We start from the raw sequence: 19172 nt of genomic DNA, 5'->3' as shown, positions 1-19172 counted from the left end.
ACAATAGTTAAAAATGTCAATATACCTTTGTGTTAAGGTAATATTATAAATCCAGTTTCAAAGAAAGAGGGTGTTGTTTTCGGCTGGAACATTTCAAGCATGGATATGACGCTGCAACGGAACGATAAGCTCGTTTGGGGACAGGGAAGGGGCCTTAAAGCCTCAAGGAGGGGCATTCGTATGGGTGCCGCTCTTTTTAAATTGAAGGGAGGAAGCGGCATGAAGGCGAAAAATAGTAGTAGTATTTGGTCCAAACGTTCCAAATGGCTGCCTGTCGTCATGGCATGCACGATTATAGTAGGGGGTGCTCTACCGACTCCAACTGTAGTTCACGGTCAAACGGCAAAGACTGTTACCATTAAAGTCGATACATCCAAGGATCGTAAGCCTATTAGCCCTTATATTTACGGTACGAATCAGGAGTTGGCAGGCGATGAGAATCTGACTGCCAGACGACTTGGTGGCAATCGAATGACCGGATATAACTGGGAAAACAATATGTCCAATGCAGGAAGCGACTGGATGCAGTCCAGCGATAGCTATTTATGCGACAACGCCGGATTGACAAAAGCCGAATGTGAAAAGCCAGGTGCGGTGGCAACCTCGTTTCACGATCAATCGCTGAAGCAGGGCACATATTCTTTAGTCACACTGCCGATGGCCGGTTATGTGGCCAAGGATGGAAACGGAAGTGTGCAGGAAAGCGAAAAGGCTCCTTCCGCTCGGTGGAATGAGGTCGTAAACGCTAAAAATGCGCCGTTCCAACTACAGCCTGATCTGAATGACAATCAGGTTTATGCGGATGAATTCGTCAACTTTTTAGTGAAAAAGTACGGCGTTGCTTCAACAAAAACGGGCGTGAAAGGATATGCGCTCGACAATGAACCCGCTCTCTGGTCGCATACGCATCCGCGTATTCATGGTGAAAAGGTTGGAGCCAAAGAGTTGGTGGACCGGTCGGTAAGTTTATCCAAAGCTGTTAAAGCGGTTGACGCGGGTGCGGAAATTTTTGGGCCCGTTCTTTACGGTTTTGGCGCCTATAAAGATCTTCAAACTGCACCTGATTGGAACTCTGTAAAAGGCAACTACAGCTGGTTCGTGGACTATTACCTGGATCAAATGCGTCTCAGCTCGCAAGCCGAAGGCAAGAGATTGCTGGATGTCTTTGATGTACACTGGTATCCTGAAGCGATGGGCGGGGGCATACGAATTACAAATGAGGTAGGCAACGACGAAACGAAGAAAGCCAGAATGCAAGCGCCTCGTACTTTGTGGGACCCGACCTACAAGGAAGATAGCTGGATTGCTCAATGGAACAGTGAATTCTTGCCTATACTGCCTCGATTAAAGCAGTCGGTGGATAAGTATTACCCAGGAACCAAGCTGGCTTTGACTGAGTATAGCTATGGTGGCGAAAATGATATTTCCGGCGGTATCGCTATGACTGATGTGCTGGGCATCTTGGGCAAAAACGACGTCTATATGGCAAACTACTGGAAGTTAAAGGATGGTGCTAATAACTACGTTAGTGCCGCTTACAAGCTTTACCGCAATTTTGACGGAAAAAGCTCTACTTTCGGTGATATCAGCGTTCATGCGCAAACGTCGGATATTGTTAATAGCTCGGTGCATGCTTCCGTAACGGATGCATCCTACAAAGAACTGCACCTCGTTGTCATGAATAAAAGCATGGACAGTGCATTCGACGCCCAATTTGATCTTTCCGGCGAGACGACTTACGGTTCCGGTAAAGTATGGGGTTTCGACAAAAATAGCTCGCAAATTAAGGAAGCAGCGCCAATCACGCAAATTTCAGGCAACCGCTTTACCTATACAGTACCGCCTTTGACGGCTTATCACATCGTGTTGACTGCCGGCAATGATACGCCTGTAGAAAATCCTGAAAGCTTTGCGCTGAGGGCTGAGGCTGGCGATGGGAAAGTCGATTTATCCTGGGACGCTTCCAGCGGAGTTGTAGGTTACAGCGTACAGCGGGCAACGTATGAAAACGGTCCTTTTGCCGCTTTAGCATCCAACTTGGCCGAAACGTCTTATACGGATACGAACGTAACGAACGGTACTTCTTACTATTATAAAATAACCGCAAAAACAAAGACGGGAACGAGCGAATCCAATGTTTTGAAAGCGGTTCCGCGAACGCCTGTAGACGAACAGGATCGCTATGAAGCCGAAGATGGCACGCTGAAGGGAACCATTGTGGAATCCAGCGGGACCGGCTTCTCCGGTACTGGTTATGTAACTAATTTCCACAATGCAGGGGATTCCCTGACGATGACGATCCAGGCAGAGGCGGCAGGCTTGTACAATCTTACAATCGGCTACCGTTCGCCTCATGATGACAAACGCACCAACTTCTCTTTAAACGGCAAAGCGTCTGGCGAGCTGGTACTTTGGAAATCGGCTGATTTTAAAGAAACCTCCGGTGGTAAGGTTCTGTTGAATGCAGGGGCGAATACGATCGGTTTTGAAACAGGCTGGGGCTGGTATGATATCGACTACGTCAAGCTGGAGCCAGCTGCTGACCGTCCACCACATGCAGTAACCAAAACGCTCACCAATCCGAATGCGACGGTAGAAGCAAGAGCATTGATGAACTATCTGGTTGATCAATACGGGAAGAATATGCTTTCCGGTCAAGAGGATATGCCTGAAATTGATTGGCTTCAAGCGAATGTAGGTAAAAAGCCGGCTATTGCGGCACTTGACCTGATTGACTATTCCCCAAGTAGAGCGGAACACGGTCTTAGTTCCACAGAGACGGAAAAGGCGATTGAATGGGATAAGCAAGGGGGCATCGTTACCTTTGCATGGCACTGGAACGCGCCGAAAGGTCTGATCGATACGCAGGGAAAAGAATGGTGGAGAGGCTTCTATGCCGATTCGACTACATTCGATATAGAATATGCGATGAATCATCCAGAGTCCGAAGATTATAAATTGCTTATTCGCGACATCGATGTGATTGCAGGGCAATTGAAGAAGTTGCAGGATGCGAAAGTTCCTGTTCTGTTCCGTCCTTTGCACGAAGCGGAAGGCAAATGGTTCTGGTGGGGCGCTAAAGGTCCTGATCCTGTTAAAAAATTGTATATTTTGATGCACGATCGTTTGACTAATGTGCACAAATTGAACAATCTGATCTGGGTCTGGAACTCTGTTGCTCCCGACTGGTATCCGGGAGATGAGTATGTGGATATTTTGAGCTTCGACTCTTATCCGCAAGCAGGCGACTACAGCCCACAAATTGCAAAATATGAAGACCTTGTTACATTGGGCAAGGACAAAAAGCTAGTTGCCATGAGCGAAAACGGGCCTATCCCGGACCCTGATCTGATGAAGGCGTATCAAGCCCATTGGAGCTGGTTCGCTACATGGTATGGGGATTTCCTAAGAGACGGCAAACAAAACAGTCTTGAACATCTGAAAAAAGTGTATAATCATCCGAACGTCATTACGCTTGAAAAGCTCCCAACCAACTTAAAAACGTATGGCATTACCGAGCAACCATCAGTACCGGGCAGCTTCACGCTGAACGCAGCGGGCGAAACGGCGAAAGTAAAGCTGAGCTGGACAGCATCAGCGAATGCAGCAAGCTATGAAGTGAAGCGTTCGACGGCTGAAAACGGCGCGTTCGCCACAGTAGCGAGCGATGTATACGGAAGCAGCTACACCGACACAGCCGTAACAGCAGACACGACGTACTATTACCAAGTCGTAGCGAAGAATGATGCAGGACAAACGGTTTCCAACACGGCTAGCGCAGCGCCCAAAGCGGATACTCAGCAGCCGACAACGGGATTGGTGCTCCAGTATCGCACAGCGGATACAAATGTGAACGACAATCACTTGAACCCGCATTTCCAAATTGTAAACAAAGGTACAACCTCCGTACCGATCAACGAGTTGAAAATTCGCTACTACTACACGATCGACGGCGACCGTGAGCAGACATTCAACTGCGACTATGCAATGCTGAGCTGCTCAAAGCTGAATGGTAAACTGGTTAAAATGGATAAGGCCGTCACCGGCGCTGATTATTATTTGGAAGTCAGCTTCAACCCGGATGCAGGCGTGTTAGCACCTGGAGGAAGCACGGGCGAAATTCAAACCCGTATTCATAAGACAGACTGGTCGAACTATAACGAAAGTGACGATTACTCGTATAAAGGCACGCAAACTTCATTCGCCGATCATACGAAAGCTACGTTGTATCATAATGGCGTACTTGTTTGGGGAACCGAACCGGCAGCTAATTAAAATGATATAAATACCATCGCTGAAATGAGCAGGGGGATTTAGTATCCTACCTGCTCATTTTTTTGTACAAAAATACTCCAAGAGATATGTTTGATTATTATATTCAGGTTTAAGAAATCACGAACTAAAATTACCTTATAATGTTAGGAGAGACGAAAAATATAATTCTTCAAGCTAAAGAGGGGGATTAGCATGGAACATACACCTACGATCCGCTCGAAGATAGAGACAGAACTAAAGCAAAGGGGGCATACATTTAGCAGCTTCAGTAAAGTATCTGGAATTAACCGTGGTATATTTAGCACTATACTTAACAGCAACCCACCCAAGCCGATCTCGGTTCGGCAGATGGACTTGATTACCAAGGCATTGGGATATCCCGAAGGCTGGCTGTATGAGTTATACATAGATGAATGCTTTTATGAGGGAAAAGGACACTGGAAACGGATTAAGCCTTTTTTATTACGTTGTGTAGAGTTAGGGAGGGAAGACTGTATTCAAAAGGTACTGTCAAGACTAACCGAGGACTTGTCCTATGTACCGACGATATTTGAGCTTGCAGAAGAACTACACGAAGCAGGAAAGAAAAAGGAGTCTACTCCCTTTTATGAGTGTGTAATTGAAAATGAAAAATATTACCACTCGGAGCGGTTGGCAATCTGCCAGTATCGTTTGTTTTGTTATTCTCTGAATACTGACTTGGATAATAATCGTCAAGCAACTATAAAGTTTGCACCGTTTCGGAGGAATCTTCCCGAGAATTACCAATTAGACGCGTTGTTAAAATTGACTAATGCATATTTCCAATTTTATGATTATGAGGCGGCTATACACTATGCGAAGGAACTTGAGGTACTAGTCACAAGCATTTATTGGCATCAAGCTCAAGCGAGGGCGAAGAATCGCGAGTTATACGTTTAAATACAGAAAGACATCTAATCGTTTATTATGGTCAAGCCTATTTAATGCAGGGAAACTCCTTCGAAAAACAAGGGCTATATGAAGCAGCTATGAAGTTCATACCTTACTATGAAAATCTAACTGGATTTGAAGGTCTGGATGAGATTGGAATGATAGAGGCACAGAAATTCGAAATATGGGGAATAGCAAACCGTTTGAATTTAGAAATTCTGATGGGGGATACGGCTAGTTTGCCTGCCTATGTTGAACTTATTAGAAATAATCCTCAGGAAATATTACTTGGGCTATTGACTATTATAGAATCGGCCAATCATTACCGTTACTCAGTAGACGAAACTCTGGTTCTTTTTGCTGAGAATATTAATGAATTTAGGGAGCTACATACAAATATTTCGTATTATCAAACAAATAATGATCTGCTGACATATTCTCGTTTTTTTCTTGAGCTTAGTCGATACTATTTCAGTAAAGGAAGCTATACCGAGGCAATAGACAGTATGCTGATTAGTTTAAAAGCCTCCTCAGAGTTAAACGATAAGAATTACTATATCAAGTCCATCACGCTATTATTTGAGAAATATAAGGATCACTCGACCGAAGAACAACGAACAGAATATAAAAAAGTGATACAAGCAGTGGAAATTAGTATGAGGCAAATGACCTCTTAGAGCAAAAAAAGGGCTATGTTTCTCTACCTAGAGTAGAAGATCACATAGCTCTTTTAATTTTTCGTGCATGTTAATTGAGTGAAATTTACTATTCCTCATGTGTATCAGGGGTGTCGGAGCTACTCTCCAAAGGCTCGCTTTGTGAAGAAGAGAACAGTTCCTTCAATATGCGATAAGCTTTATTTTGCCCTGCTTCATTCTGCTGGGAAAGTATATGAATGCATTCCCAAATCCAGGGCTGGCTTTTGAGTTCTTCATATGGATTATAGTCAAAAAATGCAAATACGTTCGTGTTCAGCGCCTCTGCTATTTTCTCCAGTGTTTTGATCTGCACATTGACCTCACCGCGCTCCAACTTGCCGATATAGGAACCTGTTGAATCGGATGCTTCTGCTAACTGTTCTTGTGTAATACCACGCAATTTTCGAAATTGGCGAATTTTCGTTCCTATAAGTTTCGTCGTTTCCATAGACCTCCACACTCCTATAGTATGAGTGTAGACAAAGCCAGATCAGGCGTGGAGGTAATTGAATTGCCTAAATTGTTATATATTTAGTTCTTGTGAGAACTATTTAATAAACATCAAATTCCATAATATAATAAAACAGTGTAGAAAAGGGGTTGACCACCATCCAATTTATTCATATAATTTCTAGTATATTGTAATTGATTGTCGAGGAGGGTGATTTTTAAAATCATCTGAATACGCCGGGGGTGTTTTTATTGGAAAATGCAACCACGATCCGTTCGGAAATTGAGAAAGAACTAAAACTTGGTGGCTACACTTTTAATAGTTTTGGACAAGCTACGGGGCTTAACCGGGGCATATTTAGTGCTATGCTTAATGGCAATCCGCCTAAACCTATCTCGGTAAGACAAATGGACTTGATTACCAAAGCATTTAATTATCCAGAAGGCTGGTTGTATGACCTGTATGTGGATGAATGTTTTTATGATGGAAGACCTCATTGGAAAAGGGTCAAGCCGTTCCTGATTCGTTGTGTTGAAGTAGGGAATCTGAGGTGTGTGGAGAAAGTACTATCTCGATTAATGGAGGATCTTAATCATATTCCTACAATTTTCACTTTAGCAGAAGAGTTGTATGAGGAAGGAAAGCTAAAGGAAGCTATTCCTTTCTATGAATGTGTTATTGAAAATGAAAAGTACCAACATTCTGAGAGATTGGCAATCAGTCATTATAGAATTTTTTCAATCTCTGTTAGTGAAAGTATGGAAAGAAATTTGGAGGCCGCACTAAGATTTGTACCCTTTAGAAATCGGGTACCCTTAGAATATCATTTAGATGGTCTGCTTAAACTGTCAAATCTTTATTTCAACTTGCATCAATGGAAAGAAACAGAGCGTTATGCAGATGAATTAAGAGCGCTTGCAACTATTGTTTGTAAGAGCAGAGAAACTAATAAAAAGAATGTTACATTGAAAACTGAGAGACATTTAGTGGTCTACTATGGTCAAGGTTACTTAATAAAGGGTAATGCTCTGGAAAAACAAGAGAAGTATGAGGAAGCAATGAAGTATATTTCTGGCTATGCCGATTTGAGTTGGTTTGAGAATTTAGGAGAGATTGGACAAAAAGAAGTACAAAAGTTCACCCTTTGGGCAAATGCTAATCAACTTAACTTGAAAATTCTTATGGGCGATACAGGTAGTTTGCCAATATATATTCAATTTTTAAAAAATAACCCACCAGAAATTTTATTAGGGTTATTAACGATAGTAGAGTCGGCTAACAAGCATGGTTTTTTAATTGAAAATATCCTCCAACAGTTTTCCCGCGAATTAAACTCATTTAATGATGAATTATCTATGGAAACCAGTTATTATGAACCATCATTTAGTTATCATACGTATGCTGATTTTTGTTATCAACTAACAATATATATGTTTAATAGCCATTCCTATGAAAATGGTATTTATTATGTTTTAAAATGCTTGAGAAAATGTCTTCAAATCAATAACAAAGAAAAGTTTATGATCTGCACAGCAATATTTGGGAAATTTAGAGCGCAGGCAACAAAAGACCAAATATCAGAATATGAAAGTATCATGGAGGAGGTCTTGATAAGTGCGAATAAAAAACCTGAGGTTCATTCTAATTATAGGGCTCTTTAGCTTTTTAGAATACTCTCATAACATTGTTTTGTTTGGCCATGGGATGGGCGGTTAATAGTTATCAAAAAACAGCCTCGGTAAGGCTGTTTTTTTGATTCATCCCGTTAAAGGGATGAATTGGGTTTTATTATATTTTTAACCTGTAGGGAAGGTATCAGCTTGTAAACTAATGTAAATACCACACCGAACAGGAGGTTTATTGATGTGAAATGGAAACAATTGGAGGAATGCATCGAAGAAAAGCGGAAGGAACTAAATGATTTGGCGAATGAGGTGGGATTGAAGGATCGGCGGGTGTTAATCAAGTCCATGGAGTTGGATCGACTCCTTAATAAATACAGTGACTGGAAATATAGCTATCGCAGACAACAGAGCATACCCCAAAGTTCACAAATACAAGAGAAGCAACACGAGCTTGTCCTATCTTATTAATCTTCAAGTATCATGACAAGATAAAACCTAACTTCACCAGGGCTTCTAATACATAGTGGGATATAGAATAAACAAAATAATCTCTATTGCATCTCGTACGCCGCTCTTATACATGTTGTTCGTACGGTTTATTGTTCTGCGTCTACATCAGAGCGGAAGCCATGTATTAATGATGAATATGTATCAAAAAAACCTCCCGATTCACGTTATTGCGTGACTCAGGAGGTTTTTGGGTTTTACTGTTGAAGCTGGCGTAGTACGGTGATTTCGACACGGCGGTTTTTTTGTCGTCCAGCTTCGGTGCTATTGTCACCAACCGGCCGGGTATCTGCATAACCCGCATACTGAAATCCTGAGGGTGAAAGTTGCTCTCTGTCGAGAAAGAATCGGAGTACAGATAGTGCCCGTGCGCCGGAAAGCTCCCAGTTATCCTTATACGTCGATGAGTTCGAGGAGCGCGTAAACGGAATGTTGTCCGTATGGCCCTCAATGCTAATTGGTGTTTTCAAATCTCGAAACAGACTGGCCAACTTGGATAGCGTGTTGGCAGAGCCTTGTTTGAGTGCAGCTCTACCTTGATCGAATAAAAAGCGGTCATTCAGCGTAATGACAATACCACGCGGCTGATCTGACACAAAAATCTGGTTTTCCAGTTTGTTATCAGTAATATATTCTTGAATGACACCCATTAAATTTTGCAGCTCTTTTTCCTGCGTGCGAAATGCTTGTTCACGTTCGGTGAGCTTAGTCGATCCAGCCTCCTTTTTATCGGCTGCCGGTTGCTTGGTCGTGGGTGGATTCTTGCTGGTGTAACGATCGGCAGTACCTGTAATGCCCGAGCCTTGCTCCAAAATAGAATCTCCTTTGTGGAACGTATCCTGGAGGGATTGAACAACGACATCGTATTTTTTAGCATCCAGACTACTCATGGCATACATCACAACGAAAAATATGAGCAGCAGGGTGATCAGATCGGCATAGGTAATCATCCAGCGGTCACGATGGTCTCCGCCGCCTCCTTGACCCCCACGGCGCTTACCGCGCGCTCTCATGGAAGTCCTCCTTTGGAGAAGCGTCCTCTGTGAGCGAGCGACGAGGCGGTTTGCGATCTATATTTTGCTCTGAGCGGATAAAGAACTCCAACTTTTTGCGTACAAGCTTTGGATTCTCTCCGTTTTGAATAGCCAGAATACCTTGCAGCAGCAAATCCATAGTGATAATTTCACTCTCACTGGCTGCTCTTATTTTGGATGCGATGGGCAGGAAGATCAGGTTGGCGCTAGCAACGCCGTATAGTGTTGCGATAAAAGCAACAGCAATAGACGGACCAAGCGCAGTAGGCTCGGTCAGGCTGCCCAGTACATGGATCAGGCCCATGACAGTACCGATAATCCCCATCGTAGGGGCATAACCGCCTGCGGATTCAAATATTTTGGCGTACCCTTCATGTTTGTGTTCAATGGCATCTAACTCAAGCTCTAAAATCTGTTTGATCTGCTCCTGCTCGGTGCCGTCGATGACCAACTGAAGACCTTCACGCAAAAATGCATTCGGATGCTCTGATGAAGTACGCTCTAGCGCAAGCACACCGGATCGGCGTGAGGTGGCCGCCATGGAAACCAAATCTTCTATATATTGCTTCGTAGGATTGTCCTCACGGCTAAATGCCATCCGTAGAGCGGTGGGGATCGTCTTCAGCTTGGAAGCTGGGTAGCTGATCACAACTGCGGCGAAAGTTCCCCCAAATACAATTAGAGCCGATGTACCTTGAAGCAGCCCTGTAAATTCGCCGCCTTCCCATAAGAAGCCACCGATTAATGCTATGATTCCGGCGATGATGCCCAATACGATGGTGATATCCAAAATTTAATTCACTCCTATTCAAGACTTATCGTTTGCATCCACGGTAAGAAAGAGGTATAATACGGGAACAAACATTCTTATCCAACCATATTTCCCAAGTATCATTGCTCGGGAAATATCGACATAGAGTTACAGGTAAAGACGTTAAAGCTCGACTGGTGTAAAATCATGATGTTTCCATTTTAGACGATAAGGGTGATGCAGGGCAATGAGTGATATCGTTGTTAGCGATAAGACTTTTGAAATTCAGTCGGAATTCCAACCTCAAGGCGATCAACCTCAGGCCATTTTTGAATTGGTAGAGGGAATTGCAGAAGGAAAGAAGCATCAAACGCTATTGGGTGCTACGGGAACAGGTAAGACGTTTACCATCGCACAGACCATTGCCAAGTTGAATCGGCCTACGCTGGTTATTGCACATAATAAGACTTTGGCTGCTCAACTGGCGAGTGAGTTTAAAGAGTTCTTTCCGAATAACTCAGTCGATTATTTTGTCAGCTACTATGATTACTATCAACCGGAAGCATACATTCCGTCTTCCGATACGTATATTGAGAAGGATTCCAGCATCAATGAGGAGATTGATAAACTTCGCCACTCAGCGACAAGCTCTCTGTTTGAGCGTCGTGACGTTATTATTGTAGCGAGTGTCTCCTGCATTTATGGTTTGGGTTCCCCGAAAGAATATTCAAGCTTGCTGCTTTCGCTTAGAGTCGGCATGGAGAAACCCCGCAATCAGATTTTGTCCCGCTTGGTCGATATTCAATATCAGCGGAACGATATCAACTTCGTGCGGGGTACTTTCCGTGTACGGGGGGATGTTGTCGAGATATTCCCGGCTTCCCAAGGGGAACACGCTATACGTGTAGAACTGTTCGGGGATGAAATTGAACGAATTACCGAGATTAATGTGCTTACGGGTGAATTGATCGGTGAACGTGATCATATTGCCATTTTCCCAGCATCTCACTTCGTTACTCATGAGGATACGATGAAGGTAGCATTGGTCAACATTGAACGTGAGCTTGAAGAGCGGTTAGCGGAGTTGAAGGAGCAAGGGAAGCTGTTAGAGGCACAACGTTTGGAACAACGTACCCGCTATGATATCGAGATGATGAAAGAGGTTGGTTTTTGTTCCGGCGTCGAGAATTATTCAGGTCCACTGACATTCCGTGAGCGAGGAGCAACACCATATACGCTGATGGATTATTTCCCGGATGATATGCTGATCGTCATTGACGAGTCCCATGTTACGTTGCCGCAGATTCGTGCCATGTATAACGGTGACCAAGCACGTAAGAATGTACTGGTAGAACATGGTTTTCGTTTGCCATCTGCATTGGATAATCGTCCGTTGAAGTTTGAAGAGTTCGAGGACAAGGTAAGTCAAATCGTCTATGTATCGGCTACTCCAGGACCCTATGAGATGGAAAAATGCGAAACGATGGTACAGCAGATTATCCGTCCTACCGGGCTTCTTGATCCGATTATTGAGGTGCGTCCGAGCAAGGGGCAGATTGACGATCTCATTAATGAAATACGGCTTCGCATGGAACGTGAGGAACGGGTACTGGTGACCACACTTACGAAGAAGATGTCTGAAGATTTGACTGACTATTTAAAAGAAGTAGGCATCAAGGTTCGGTATATGCACTCCGAGATTAAGACGTTGGAGCGGATGGCTATTTTGCGGGATCTTCGTCTAGGGACCTTCGACGTGCTAATTGGGATCAACCTGTTGCGGGAAGGTCTTGATTTGCCGGAAGTATCGCTGGTCGCGATTTTGGATGCGGACAAAGAAGGCTTTCTGCGTTCTGAGCGCTCTCTGATTCAGACGATCGGACGGGCAGCACGGAACAGTGACGGTCGTGTTATTATGTACGGCGATAAAATTACCGATTCTATGGATAAAGCGCTAAAGGAAACGGAACGTCGTCGTGCGATTCAAATTCAGTATAATGAAGAACATGGGATTACCCCGCAAACCATCCGTAAAAAGATTCGTGATGTTATTGAAGCAACCAAGGTGGCAGAGTCAAAGAATGATTACCTTCCTAATGAGACGGGTAAACTTTCCAAGAAGGAGCGTCAATCACTCATTCAGCGTCTGGAAGCAGAGATGAAAGACGCCGCTAAGAACCTACAGTTCGAGCGGGCAGCCGAGCTGCGTGATGCTTTGCTGGAGTTGCGAGCTGATTAAACATTGAGAATAAGCTAGAAGCAAAACATATGAAAATAAAATGTTTGATTGCTTTGCTTTTAAAAATAGTGAGGGCGGCCTATGTGGTCGTTCTCTTTGCGATATATCACTTCCATGGGATAATCCAATGCGATATAGCATGACGTGAACTACGGCTAAGGAGATGAAACATTTGGCGAATGAAAGCATCATCATCAAAGGCGCACGCGCGCATAATCTCAAAAATATTGACGTGACGATTCCACGGGACAAGTTCGTCGTCCTGACAGGGCTTAGCGGCTCAGGTAAATCGTCACTGGCTTTCGATACGATCTATGCGGAAGGGCAACGGCGGTATGTGGAATCTTTATCTGCGTATGCCCGTCAATTCCTCGGGCAAATGGAGAAACCAGACGTTGATTCGATTGACGGTCTGTCTCCTGCCATTTCCATTGACCAAAAAACGACAAGTCGGAATCCGCGTTCTACCGTCGGAACGGTTACGGAAATCTATGACTATCTGCGGTTGTTGTTTGCCCGGGTGGGTCATCCTCATTGTCCTGAACATGGCATTGAAATCACTTCACAGACCGTTGAACAGATGGTGGACCGCATTTTGCAGTATCCTGAAAAGACAAGACTGCAGATTCTGGCTCCATTGGTATCCGGCCGCAAAGGTGAGCATAAAACACTGTTCACGGATATAGCCAAGCAGGGCTTTGTACGGGTACGTGTGAATGGAGAACTACGTGAATTGTCTGAGAAGATTGAGCTGGAAAAGAATAAGAAGCACTCGATTGAAGTGGTCGTAGACCGCATCGTAGTCAAGGAAGATGTGCGTGCGCGTCTATCCGACTCTATTGAGACGGCACTAAATCTTTCAGGTGGGCAGTTGCTTGTAGACATTATGGGGCAAGAGGAGTTGCGGTTCAGCTCCAACTTTGCATGCCCTATTTGTGGATTCAGCATAGATGAACTGTCTCCAAGAATGTTTTCCTTTAATAGTCCGTTCGGAGCTTGTCCGGATTGTGATGGGTTAGGAGTTAAAATGGTGGTTGACCCTGATTTGCTCATTCCCGATCCTGAAAAAAGTGTCGAGGATGGGGCTTTTCAGGCTTGGAGTGGTGGAACTTCCACTTATTATCCTCAATTTTTACAGTCAGTATGCGAGCACTACGGTATTCCACAGGACATTCCTGTTAGTCAATTGACGACAGAGCAAATGAACCTCATTTTACATGGAACGGGAGAGCAGAAGATCCGTTTCCGCTATGAGAATGATTTTGGTCAACGTAAGGAAGCCTATGTGACCTTTGAGGGGATTATCCCCAATCTGGAGCGTCGTTATCGTGATACGGCTTCTGAGGGTATACGTGAATTTATTGAAGGCTTTATGAGTGCAAAGCCATGTAACACTTGTAAGGGACACCGACTGAAAAAAGAAAGCCTGTCGGTAACCATTCAAGAGCGTAATATAGCTTTTGTGACAGCTTTGTCTATCGGTGAAGCCTCAAACTTTTTCCATACACTGGAGCTGAGTGAGAAGGAGAAGTCGATTGCCAATCTCATTTTAAAAGAAATTAACAGCCGCCTGGGATTCCTCGTTAACGTTGGTCTGGAATACCTGACTTTAAGCCGTGCGGCAGGCACGTTGTCAGGCGGTGAGGCACAGCGTATCCGACTGGCGACACAGATCGGGTCCAGTCTGATGGGTGTGCTTTATATTTTGGACGAGCCTAGTATAGGATTGCATCAGCGAGATAATGACCGTCTGATTAGTGCTTTGGAGCATATGCGTAATCTTGGCAATACGTTGATTGTGGTGGAGCATGACGAAGATACGATGATGGCGGCGGACTATATCATTGATATCGGGCCAGGAGCTGGAATCCATGGTGGGATGATCATGTCGCAGGGGACTCCGCAGGAAGTCATGGAAGACCCGAATTCCTTAACCGGGCAGTATTTGAGCGGACGCAAGTTCATTCCGGTCAATACCGAGCGGCGCAAGCCTGCTGATAAATGGCTGGAGATTCGCGGAGCCAAGGAGAACAATCTCAAAAATGTGAATGTCAAAATTCCGTTGGGTGTTTTCTCAGCTGTTACTGGTGTATCTGGTTCTGGAAAATCGACGCTGGTCAATGAAATTTTGTACAAAACGTTGGCGCGTGATCTGAACCGTGCGAGAGTACGTCCAGGGCAGCATAAAGAAATTCGCGGACTAGAACATATCGAAAAGGTTGTTGAGATCGATCAATCGCCAATTGGTCGTACACCGCGTTCCAATCCTGCAACGTATACTGGTGTATTTGATGATATCCGTGACTTATTCTCGCAGACGAACGAGGCCAAAGTACGAGGCTACAAGAAAGGCCGCTTTAGCTTTAACGTTAAGGGAGGTCGTTGTGAAGCTTGTAGAGGCGATGGCATCATCAAGATTGAGATGCATTTTCTGCCGGATGTGTATGTTCCATGCGAAGTGTGTAAAGGCAAGCGTTATAACCGGGAGACCCTAGAGGTTAAATACAAAGGGAAAAGTATTGCCGATGTGCTGGAGATGACGGTAGAGGATGCAACGGAGTTTTTTGTAAATATTCCGAAGATTCATCGCAAGATCCAGACACTGATGGATGTAGGTTTGGGGTATATCAAGCTGGGTCAGCCTGCGACTACCTTGTCTGGCGGTGAAGCACAGCGTGTGAAGCTAGCCTCCGAATTGTATCGTCGCAGTACGGGCAAAACCATTTATATTTTGGACGAGCCGACAACCGGCCTGCATGTTCACGATATTGACCGATTATTGACGGTGCTGCATCGTTTGGTTGATTCAGGAGAGACGGTGCTGGTCATTGAGCATAATCTGGATGTGATTAAAACAGCCGATTATCTAATTGATTTGGGACCGGAAGGCGGAAGTGGCGGTGGAACGATCTTGGCTACCGGGACACCGGAGCAGCTCGTGAAAGTCGAAGAATCCTATACAGGTCGATACTTAAAGCCGATCCTTGAACGGGATACAGAGCGTAGTCAAGCGCTTCAGACAGTCGATCTATAGATACCTTTAGCATAGTTTTAAAACCCCTGCACAGGCAGGAAGGCAGAATACGAACTAGTGTATTGTTGCCTTCGTCTTGGCAGGGTTTTATTTTTTTGTAAAAAAAGAAAACTTTTATCAAATTCCTGCGTTAAAGCATGTGACACATAGTTTACCAAGCGCTGGAATAATAAGTATATACGTATATTCATCGACAGAAAGTCTCTGAGTGGTCTCTAAATTTTGGAGTTTTGGATGTTTAGGCTCGGGCTTGAAGAGGTAAATATATAACTCATGATTATATAGCATCATACGAAGTTCCGTGCCCGCGTGACAACCATTACAAGTTGAAGCGAAACCGTCTGTAGTTTTATCACATCTAAGAGGTTCATACAACATCTCTGAGGAAGTCATGAAGGGAGCTGGAACGCTTGAAGGTTAAGCAAAGTAGAGTTTTACGTACACGTGTGTATACATGGGCAGCAGGAGCTGCTTTGGCGGCATGTTTGATGGGATATAGTGCTGCACCGTCCTATGCCTCCGAGGTGTCCGAGGCGTTTGCGCCCAAACAAGCCGAAATCGAAACAAGTGCGGCAATTGGTAGTATTAAGGATTTAGGAAACGCTCACAATTACATTCAACCCGCAGCGAATGGTGGGTTCTTTATGCTGAACGTCGAGGACGATACAGAAGCAAGTGTAGTACACGTCACATATGGCAAGCTGGACAGTTCTGTGGAGGCTGTATGGAAACATCAACAGGATCTGAACGTACAACCCGGAACAAGCAGCAGTGGAGTCCAGCGGGAGACGCCGGATGGGGGATTGCTGTTTCTGATTGATTATACAAAACCGAACGGAATACGAGATGTGCAGGCTTCACGATTGGACGAGGATGGAAACACCTTGTGGTCCAAAACATTACCCACAGATGGCTTGATATCTTATGGGCAGGATTCTCAGGTTGGTTTGGAGCCACTGGAGGATGGCAGTTTCCTGGTCTCCTATCTAAACCTTGCGGAGCAGTCCTTCACTGTACTCAAATACACTGAAACTGGCGATATACAATGGAATCGAACGACGGCCGGAGTGACCTCGGGTTGGCTCGTCGGCAGTCACAATGGATATTATGCGCTTTTGAACAGCTCAGATGGTCCCGTTGGGGTACAAGCAGATGTATATGGTCGCGATATCCGTGACATCCATCTGGACTTAGGATCAGGTAAAGAAATTGCCGCAGTACGTGAGTTGCCGAGTGGTCATATTGCTGTAACAGGGCTTAAAGGAAACAGCAAGCGTACACAGGTGCTAAGTAATGGTCTGCAATTATTTAGTAATACAGAGGACTATGCGGCTGATCGGGTGTATCTGCCTGAGGAGCAGTTGTATGTCCAGTTCAGTGATCAATATGATCCACTGGGTAAAACCACGAAGATGCATGGCATCACCATTACAGGCTTGAAAGGAAACGGTACGAAGGTGTGGGAAACGAGGACTCATTATAAGGAGGATAATTCCTTCGGCATCCGGTATGATACGGGATTGATATATAAGATACCTTCAGGCTACGCGGTGGTGACATCTACAACAGGCGCTCATAAGCCAACAGTACTCGATTTTGCGAAAATATTGATACCGGAGTAATCCGGTGTCTTTTTTTATGAAAGTGAGGGAAACAATATTGCGGGGCTCCATGAGGATAAGAAACAGCCTGCTTGTATATGTCATACAAGCAGGCTGTTAATAGACTCTATATTTAGGATGCAACGTGGCTGGACTGTAAAATAGCAGACAGCTTTTCCTGAAAAGTCGGAATCCCTACACGCTGTACATATGCGTAAAAGCTTTCGCCAGCGCTCCTGTTTTCTTTGTAGAACAGAATGAGCTCTGCCAGTACAGGTCCAACCTGATCCCCGCGTACGCGACCTTTGAGCGCTTTGTTAAACTGGGCGCCTGCTCCAAGCGCTCCGCCGACAGCGATGTCGAACGCGTCGACCAAGCCTTCCGGTGTCTTTATGAGCGAGCCTTGCAGACCAATGTCCGCAATATGCTTTTGACCGCAGGAATTCGGGCAACCGATAAAATGAATGCGCACCTTTTCATCCAATTGCACGTGCTGATCCAAATACTCGGCGACGTCAACCGCCCGTTTTTTGGTTTCCACAATCGCCAGATTGCAAAACTCATTTCCTGTGCACGATACCGTACGGCTCATAAAATGCTTGGGCTGTGGTGTCAGGCGTTGCAGCACGGGGGCTTCCAGTAGTTCATCCACTTGCTCATTCGGCACGCCGCTCAGCAAAATATTTTGCGACATCGTGGTACGAATCTGCCCATCGCCATAGCGGTCAGCCAGTTCGGCCAGTTCATGCAACTCGTCAGCACTAAGGCGACCGACAGGCACGTTCAGACCGACATAGTTCAGGCCTTTTTGGGCTTGAGGATGCACACCGTCAAAATAGGCGGCTTGCCAGCCAATTGTTTTGTCCTCGCCTCGTCCGGGCATTTCACCGATGTACTCGGTGAGCTTAGCCAGAAATTTGTCCGGGCCCCAATCGGCAACGAGGAATTTCAAACGGGCATGGTGCCGCTTTTCCCGATAGCCGTAATCACGGAAAATGGTGGTGACAGCAATAGCAACCTTCAGTACTTCCTCAGGACGAACAAACAAATCCAGAGACTGTGCCATATGCGGCTTGGCGGACAAACCTCCACCAACCATCACATGGAAGCCAATCACTTCTTTTCCATCGAGGATCTTGGTGGCCGGAGTGAAGGACAGGTCGTTAATTTCAGCCTGTGCATTGTTGTACGTATTACCGGAGATAGACATTTTGTACTTACGCGGCAGATTGGAGAAGTCTCGGTTTAATAAGAAAAAACGATTTACTTCATCTACAATCTCCTGGGTATCCACCAATTCATTGGGATCGATGCCAGCCAGCGGATTACCGACAATGGTACGCGGGCAGTCTCCACAGGCTTCAAAGGAATACAAATTGACTTTTTCCAGTCTTTCGAAAATATCGGGCAAGCTTTCGACCGTCAGCCAGTGAAATTGAATCGCCTGGCGAGTGGTGACATCCACAAGACCGCGTCCATATAGCGCGGATATGTCCGCCAATGCATGTGCCTGTGCTGAAGTCATGATCCCTGTGTTGATGCGGACCCGCATCATGAAATGACCATCCTTGGGCTTTTGCTGATATACCCCAGCCCATTTGAAACGGTCCATATCGTCCGCAGAGATCGAGTCATAGCCATCGTTGGCATAGTTTTCGATAATGGTACGGATAACGTCAAGACCGTCCTTTTCCAGTTTGACCAACTCGAATTTGTTAAGCTTATCGGGATGAGCGTTCCAGATTGGTTCGTAGGCCATTCTTTTAACCTCCTTCAAGTGTTTATTTATACTTTAGTGTTTTGGATAGAGGACTCATGATTTTATTCTTTATTTCCGACAATAAAACTAAGATATAATGTGATGGTATCATAGTTGGTTATGCCCGTAAACGAAGGAATGACCTAATTGGTATAACGATTATTTATCGTTTTTGCTTATTTTTTTGATATAAGGATTTGGAAAATTTATAATATAAATAGCATGAGAGGACAGGGATGTAGCAAACGGAGCCTTTTAGAAAAAGATAGGGCTTAAAGCGATTGTA

At 44.8% G+C, this 19172-nt stretch carries 10 protein-coding genes and 1 pseudogene; 7 read left to right on the top strand and 4 right to left on the bottom strand.

Annotated elements, in window-relative coordinates; all coding sequences use genetic code 11:
* Positions 1 to 219 precede the first annotated feature (219 nt).
* Both MKX30_RS16560 and MKX30_RS16555 read left to right on the top strand, forming a co-directional pair.
* Positions 220 to 4275, top strand: a complete 4056-nt coding sequence (locus tag MKX30_RS16560) for a glycosyl hydrolase (RefSeq protein ID WP_341063313.1) — start codon at positions 220 to 222, stop codon at positions 4273 to 4275.
* Between the two features lie 192 nt (positions 4276 to 4467).
* Positions 4468 to 5864 (top strand): annotated as a pseudogene (locus MKX30_RS16555) (DNA-binding protein).
* Positions 5865 to 5952: 88 nt separating this feature from the next.
* Here the strand turns inward: MKX30_RS16555 and MKX30_RS16550 are convergent.
* Positions 5953 to 6333, bottom strand: coding sequence for a helix-turn-helix domain-containing protein (locus MKX30_RS16550; RefSeq protein ID WP_341063019.1), 381 nt, complete (start codon positions 6331 to 6333; stop codon positions 5953 to 5955).
* Between the two features lie 254 nt (positions 6334 to 6587).
* Here MKX30_RS16550 and MKX30_RS16545 point away from each other — a divergent pair, with 254 nt between their 5' ends.
* On the top strand, positions 6588 to 7997 hold the full coding sequence (locus MKX30_RS16545; protein WP_028542115.1) for a DNA-binding protein: 1410 nt from the start codon (positions 6588 to 6590) through the stop codon (positions 7995 to 7997).
* Between the two features lie 204 nt (positions 7998 to 8201).
* A complete protein-coding gene (locus tag MKX30_RS16540) occupies positions 8202 to 8429 on the top strand; it encodes an aspartyl-phosphate phosphatase Spo0E family protein (RefSeq protein ID WP_023990607.1) in 228 nt (75 codons plus the stop codon).
* 236 nt (positions 8430 to 8665) lie between these two features.
* On the opposite strand, the gene MKX30_RS16535 is transcribed toward MKX30_RS16540, so the two are convergent.
* Both MKX30_RS16535 and MKX30_RS16530 read right to left on the bottom strand, forming a co-directional pair.
* Entirely contained in the window at positions 8666 to 9481 is an 816-nt protein-coding gene (locus tag MKX30_RS16535; RefSeq protein WP_013312222.1) for a flagellar motor protein MotB, read from the bottom strand.
* Positions 9465 to 10292, bottom strand: coding sequence for a flagellar motor protein (locus MKX30_RS16530; RefSeq protein WP_023990605.1), 828 nt, complete (start codon positions 10290 to 10292; stop codon positions 9465 to 9467). Before MKX30_RS16530 ends, MKX30_RS16535 begins: the two co-directional genes overlap by 17 nt.
* 208 nt (positions 10293 to 10500) lie before the next feature.
* On the opposite strand from MKX30_RS16530, the gene uvrB reads away from it, so the two are divergent.
* From uvrB to MKX30_RS16515, 3 genes are all read left to right on the top strand, one after another.
* Positions 10501 to 12492, top strand: coding sequence for an excinuclease ABC subunit UvrB (uvrB, locus tag MKX30_RS16525; RefSeq protein WP_023990604.1), 1992 nt, complete (start codon positions 10501 to 10503; stop codon positions 12490 to 12492).
* Positions 12493 to 12664: 172 nt separating this feature from the next.
* Positions 12665 to 15526 (top strand): excinuclease ABC subunit UvrA, encoded by a 2862-nt coding sequence (uvrA, locus tag MKX30_RS16520; protein ID WP_023990603.1) that lies wholly within the window; start codon positions 12665 to 12667, stop codon positions 15524 to 15526.
* 410 nt (positions 15527 to 15936) lie between these two features.
* On the top strand, positions 15937 to 17148 hold the full coding sequence (locus MKX30_RS16515) for a hypothetical protein (protein WP_053326215.1): 1212 nt from the start codon (positions 15937 to 15939) through the stop codon (positions 17146 to 17148).
* A gap of 112 nt (positions 17149 to 17260) precedes the next feature.
* On the opposite strand, the gene MKX30_RS16510 is transcribed toward MKX30_RS16515, so the two are convergent.
* Positions 17261 to 18886, bottom strand: a complete 1626-nt coding sequence (locus tag MKX30_RS16510; protein ID WP_053326214.1) for a nitrite/sulfite reductase — start codon at positions 18884 to 18886, stop codon at positions 17261 to 17263.
* Between the last annotated feature and the right edge of the window lie 286 nt (positions 18887 to 19172).

The organism is Paenibacillus sp. FSL P2-0173 (assembly GCF_038008045.1).
Taxonomy (GTDB): domain Bacteria; phylum Bacillota; class Bacilli; order Paenibacillales; family Paenibacillaceae; genus Paenibacillus; species Paenibacillus polymyxa_B.
The sequence above is the reverse complement of the archived record's forward strand: the minus strand, read 5'-3'. Positions and strand labels throughout refer to the sequence as shown.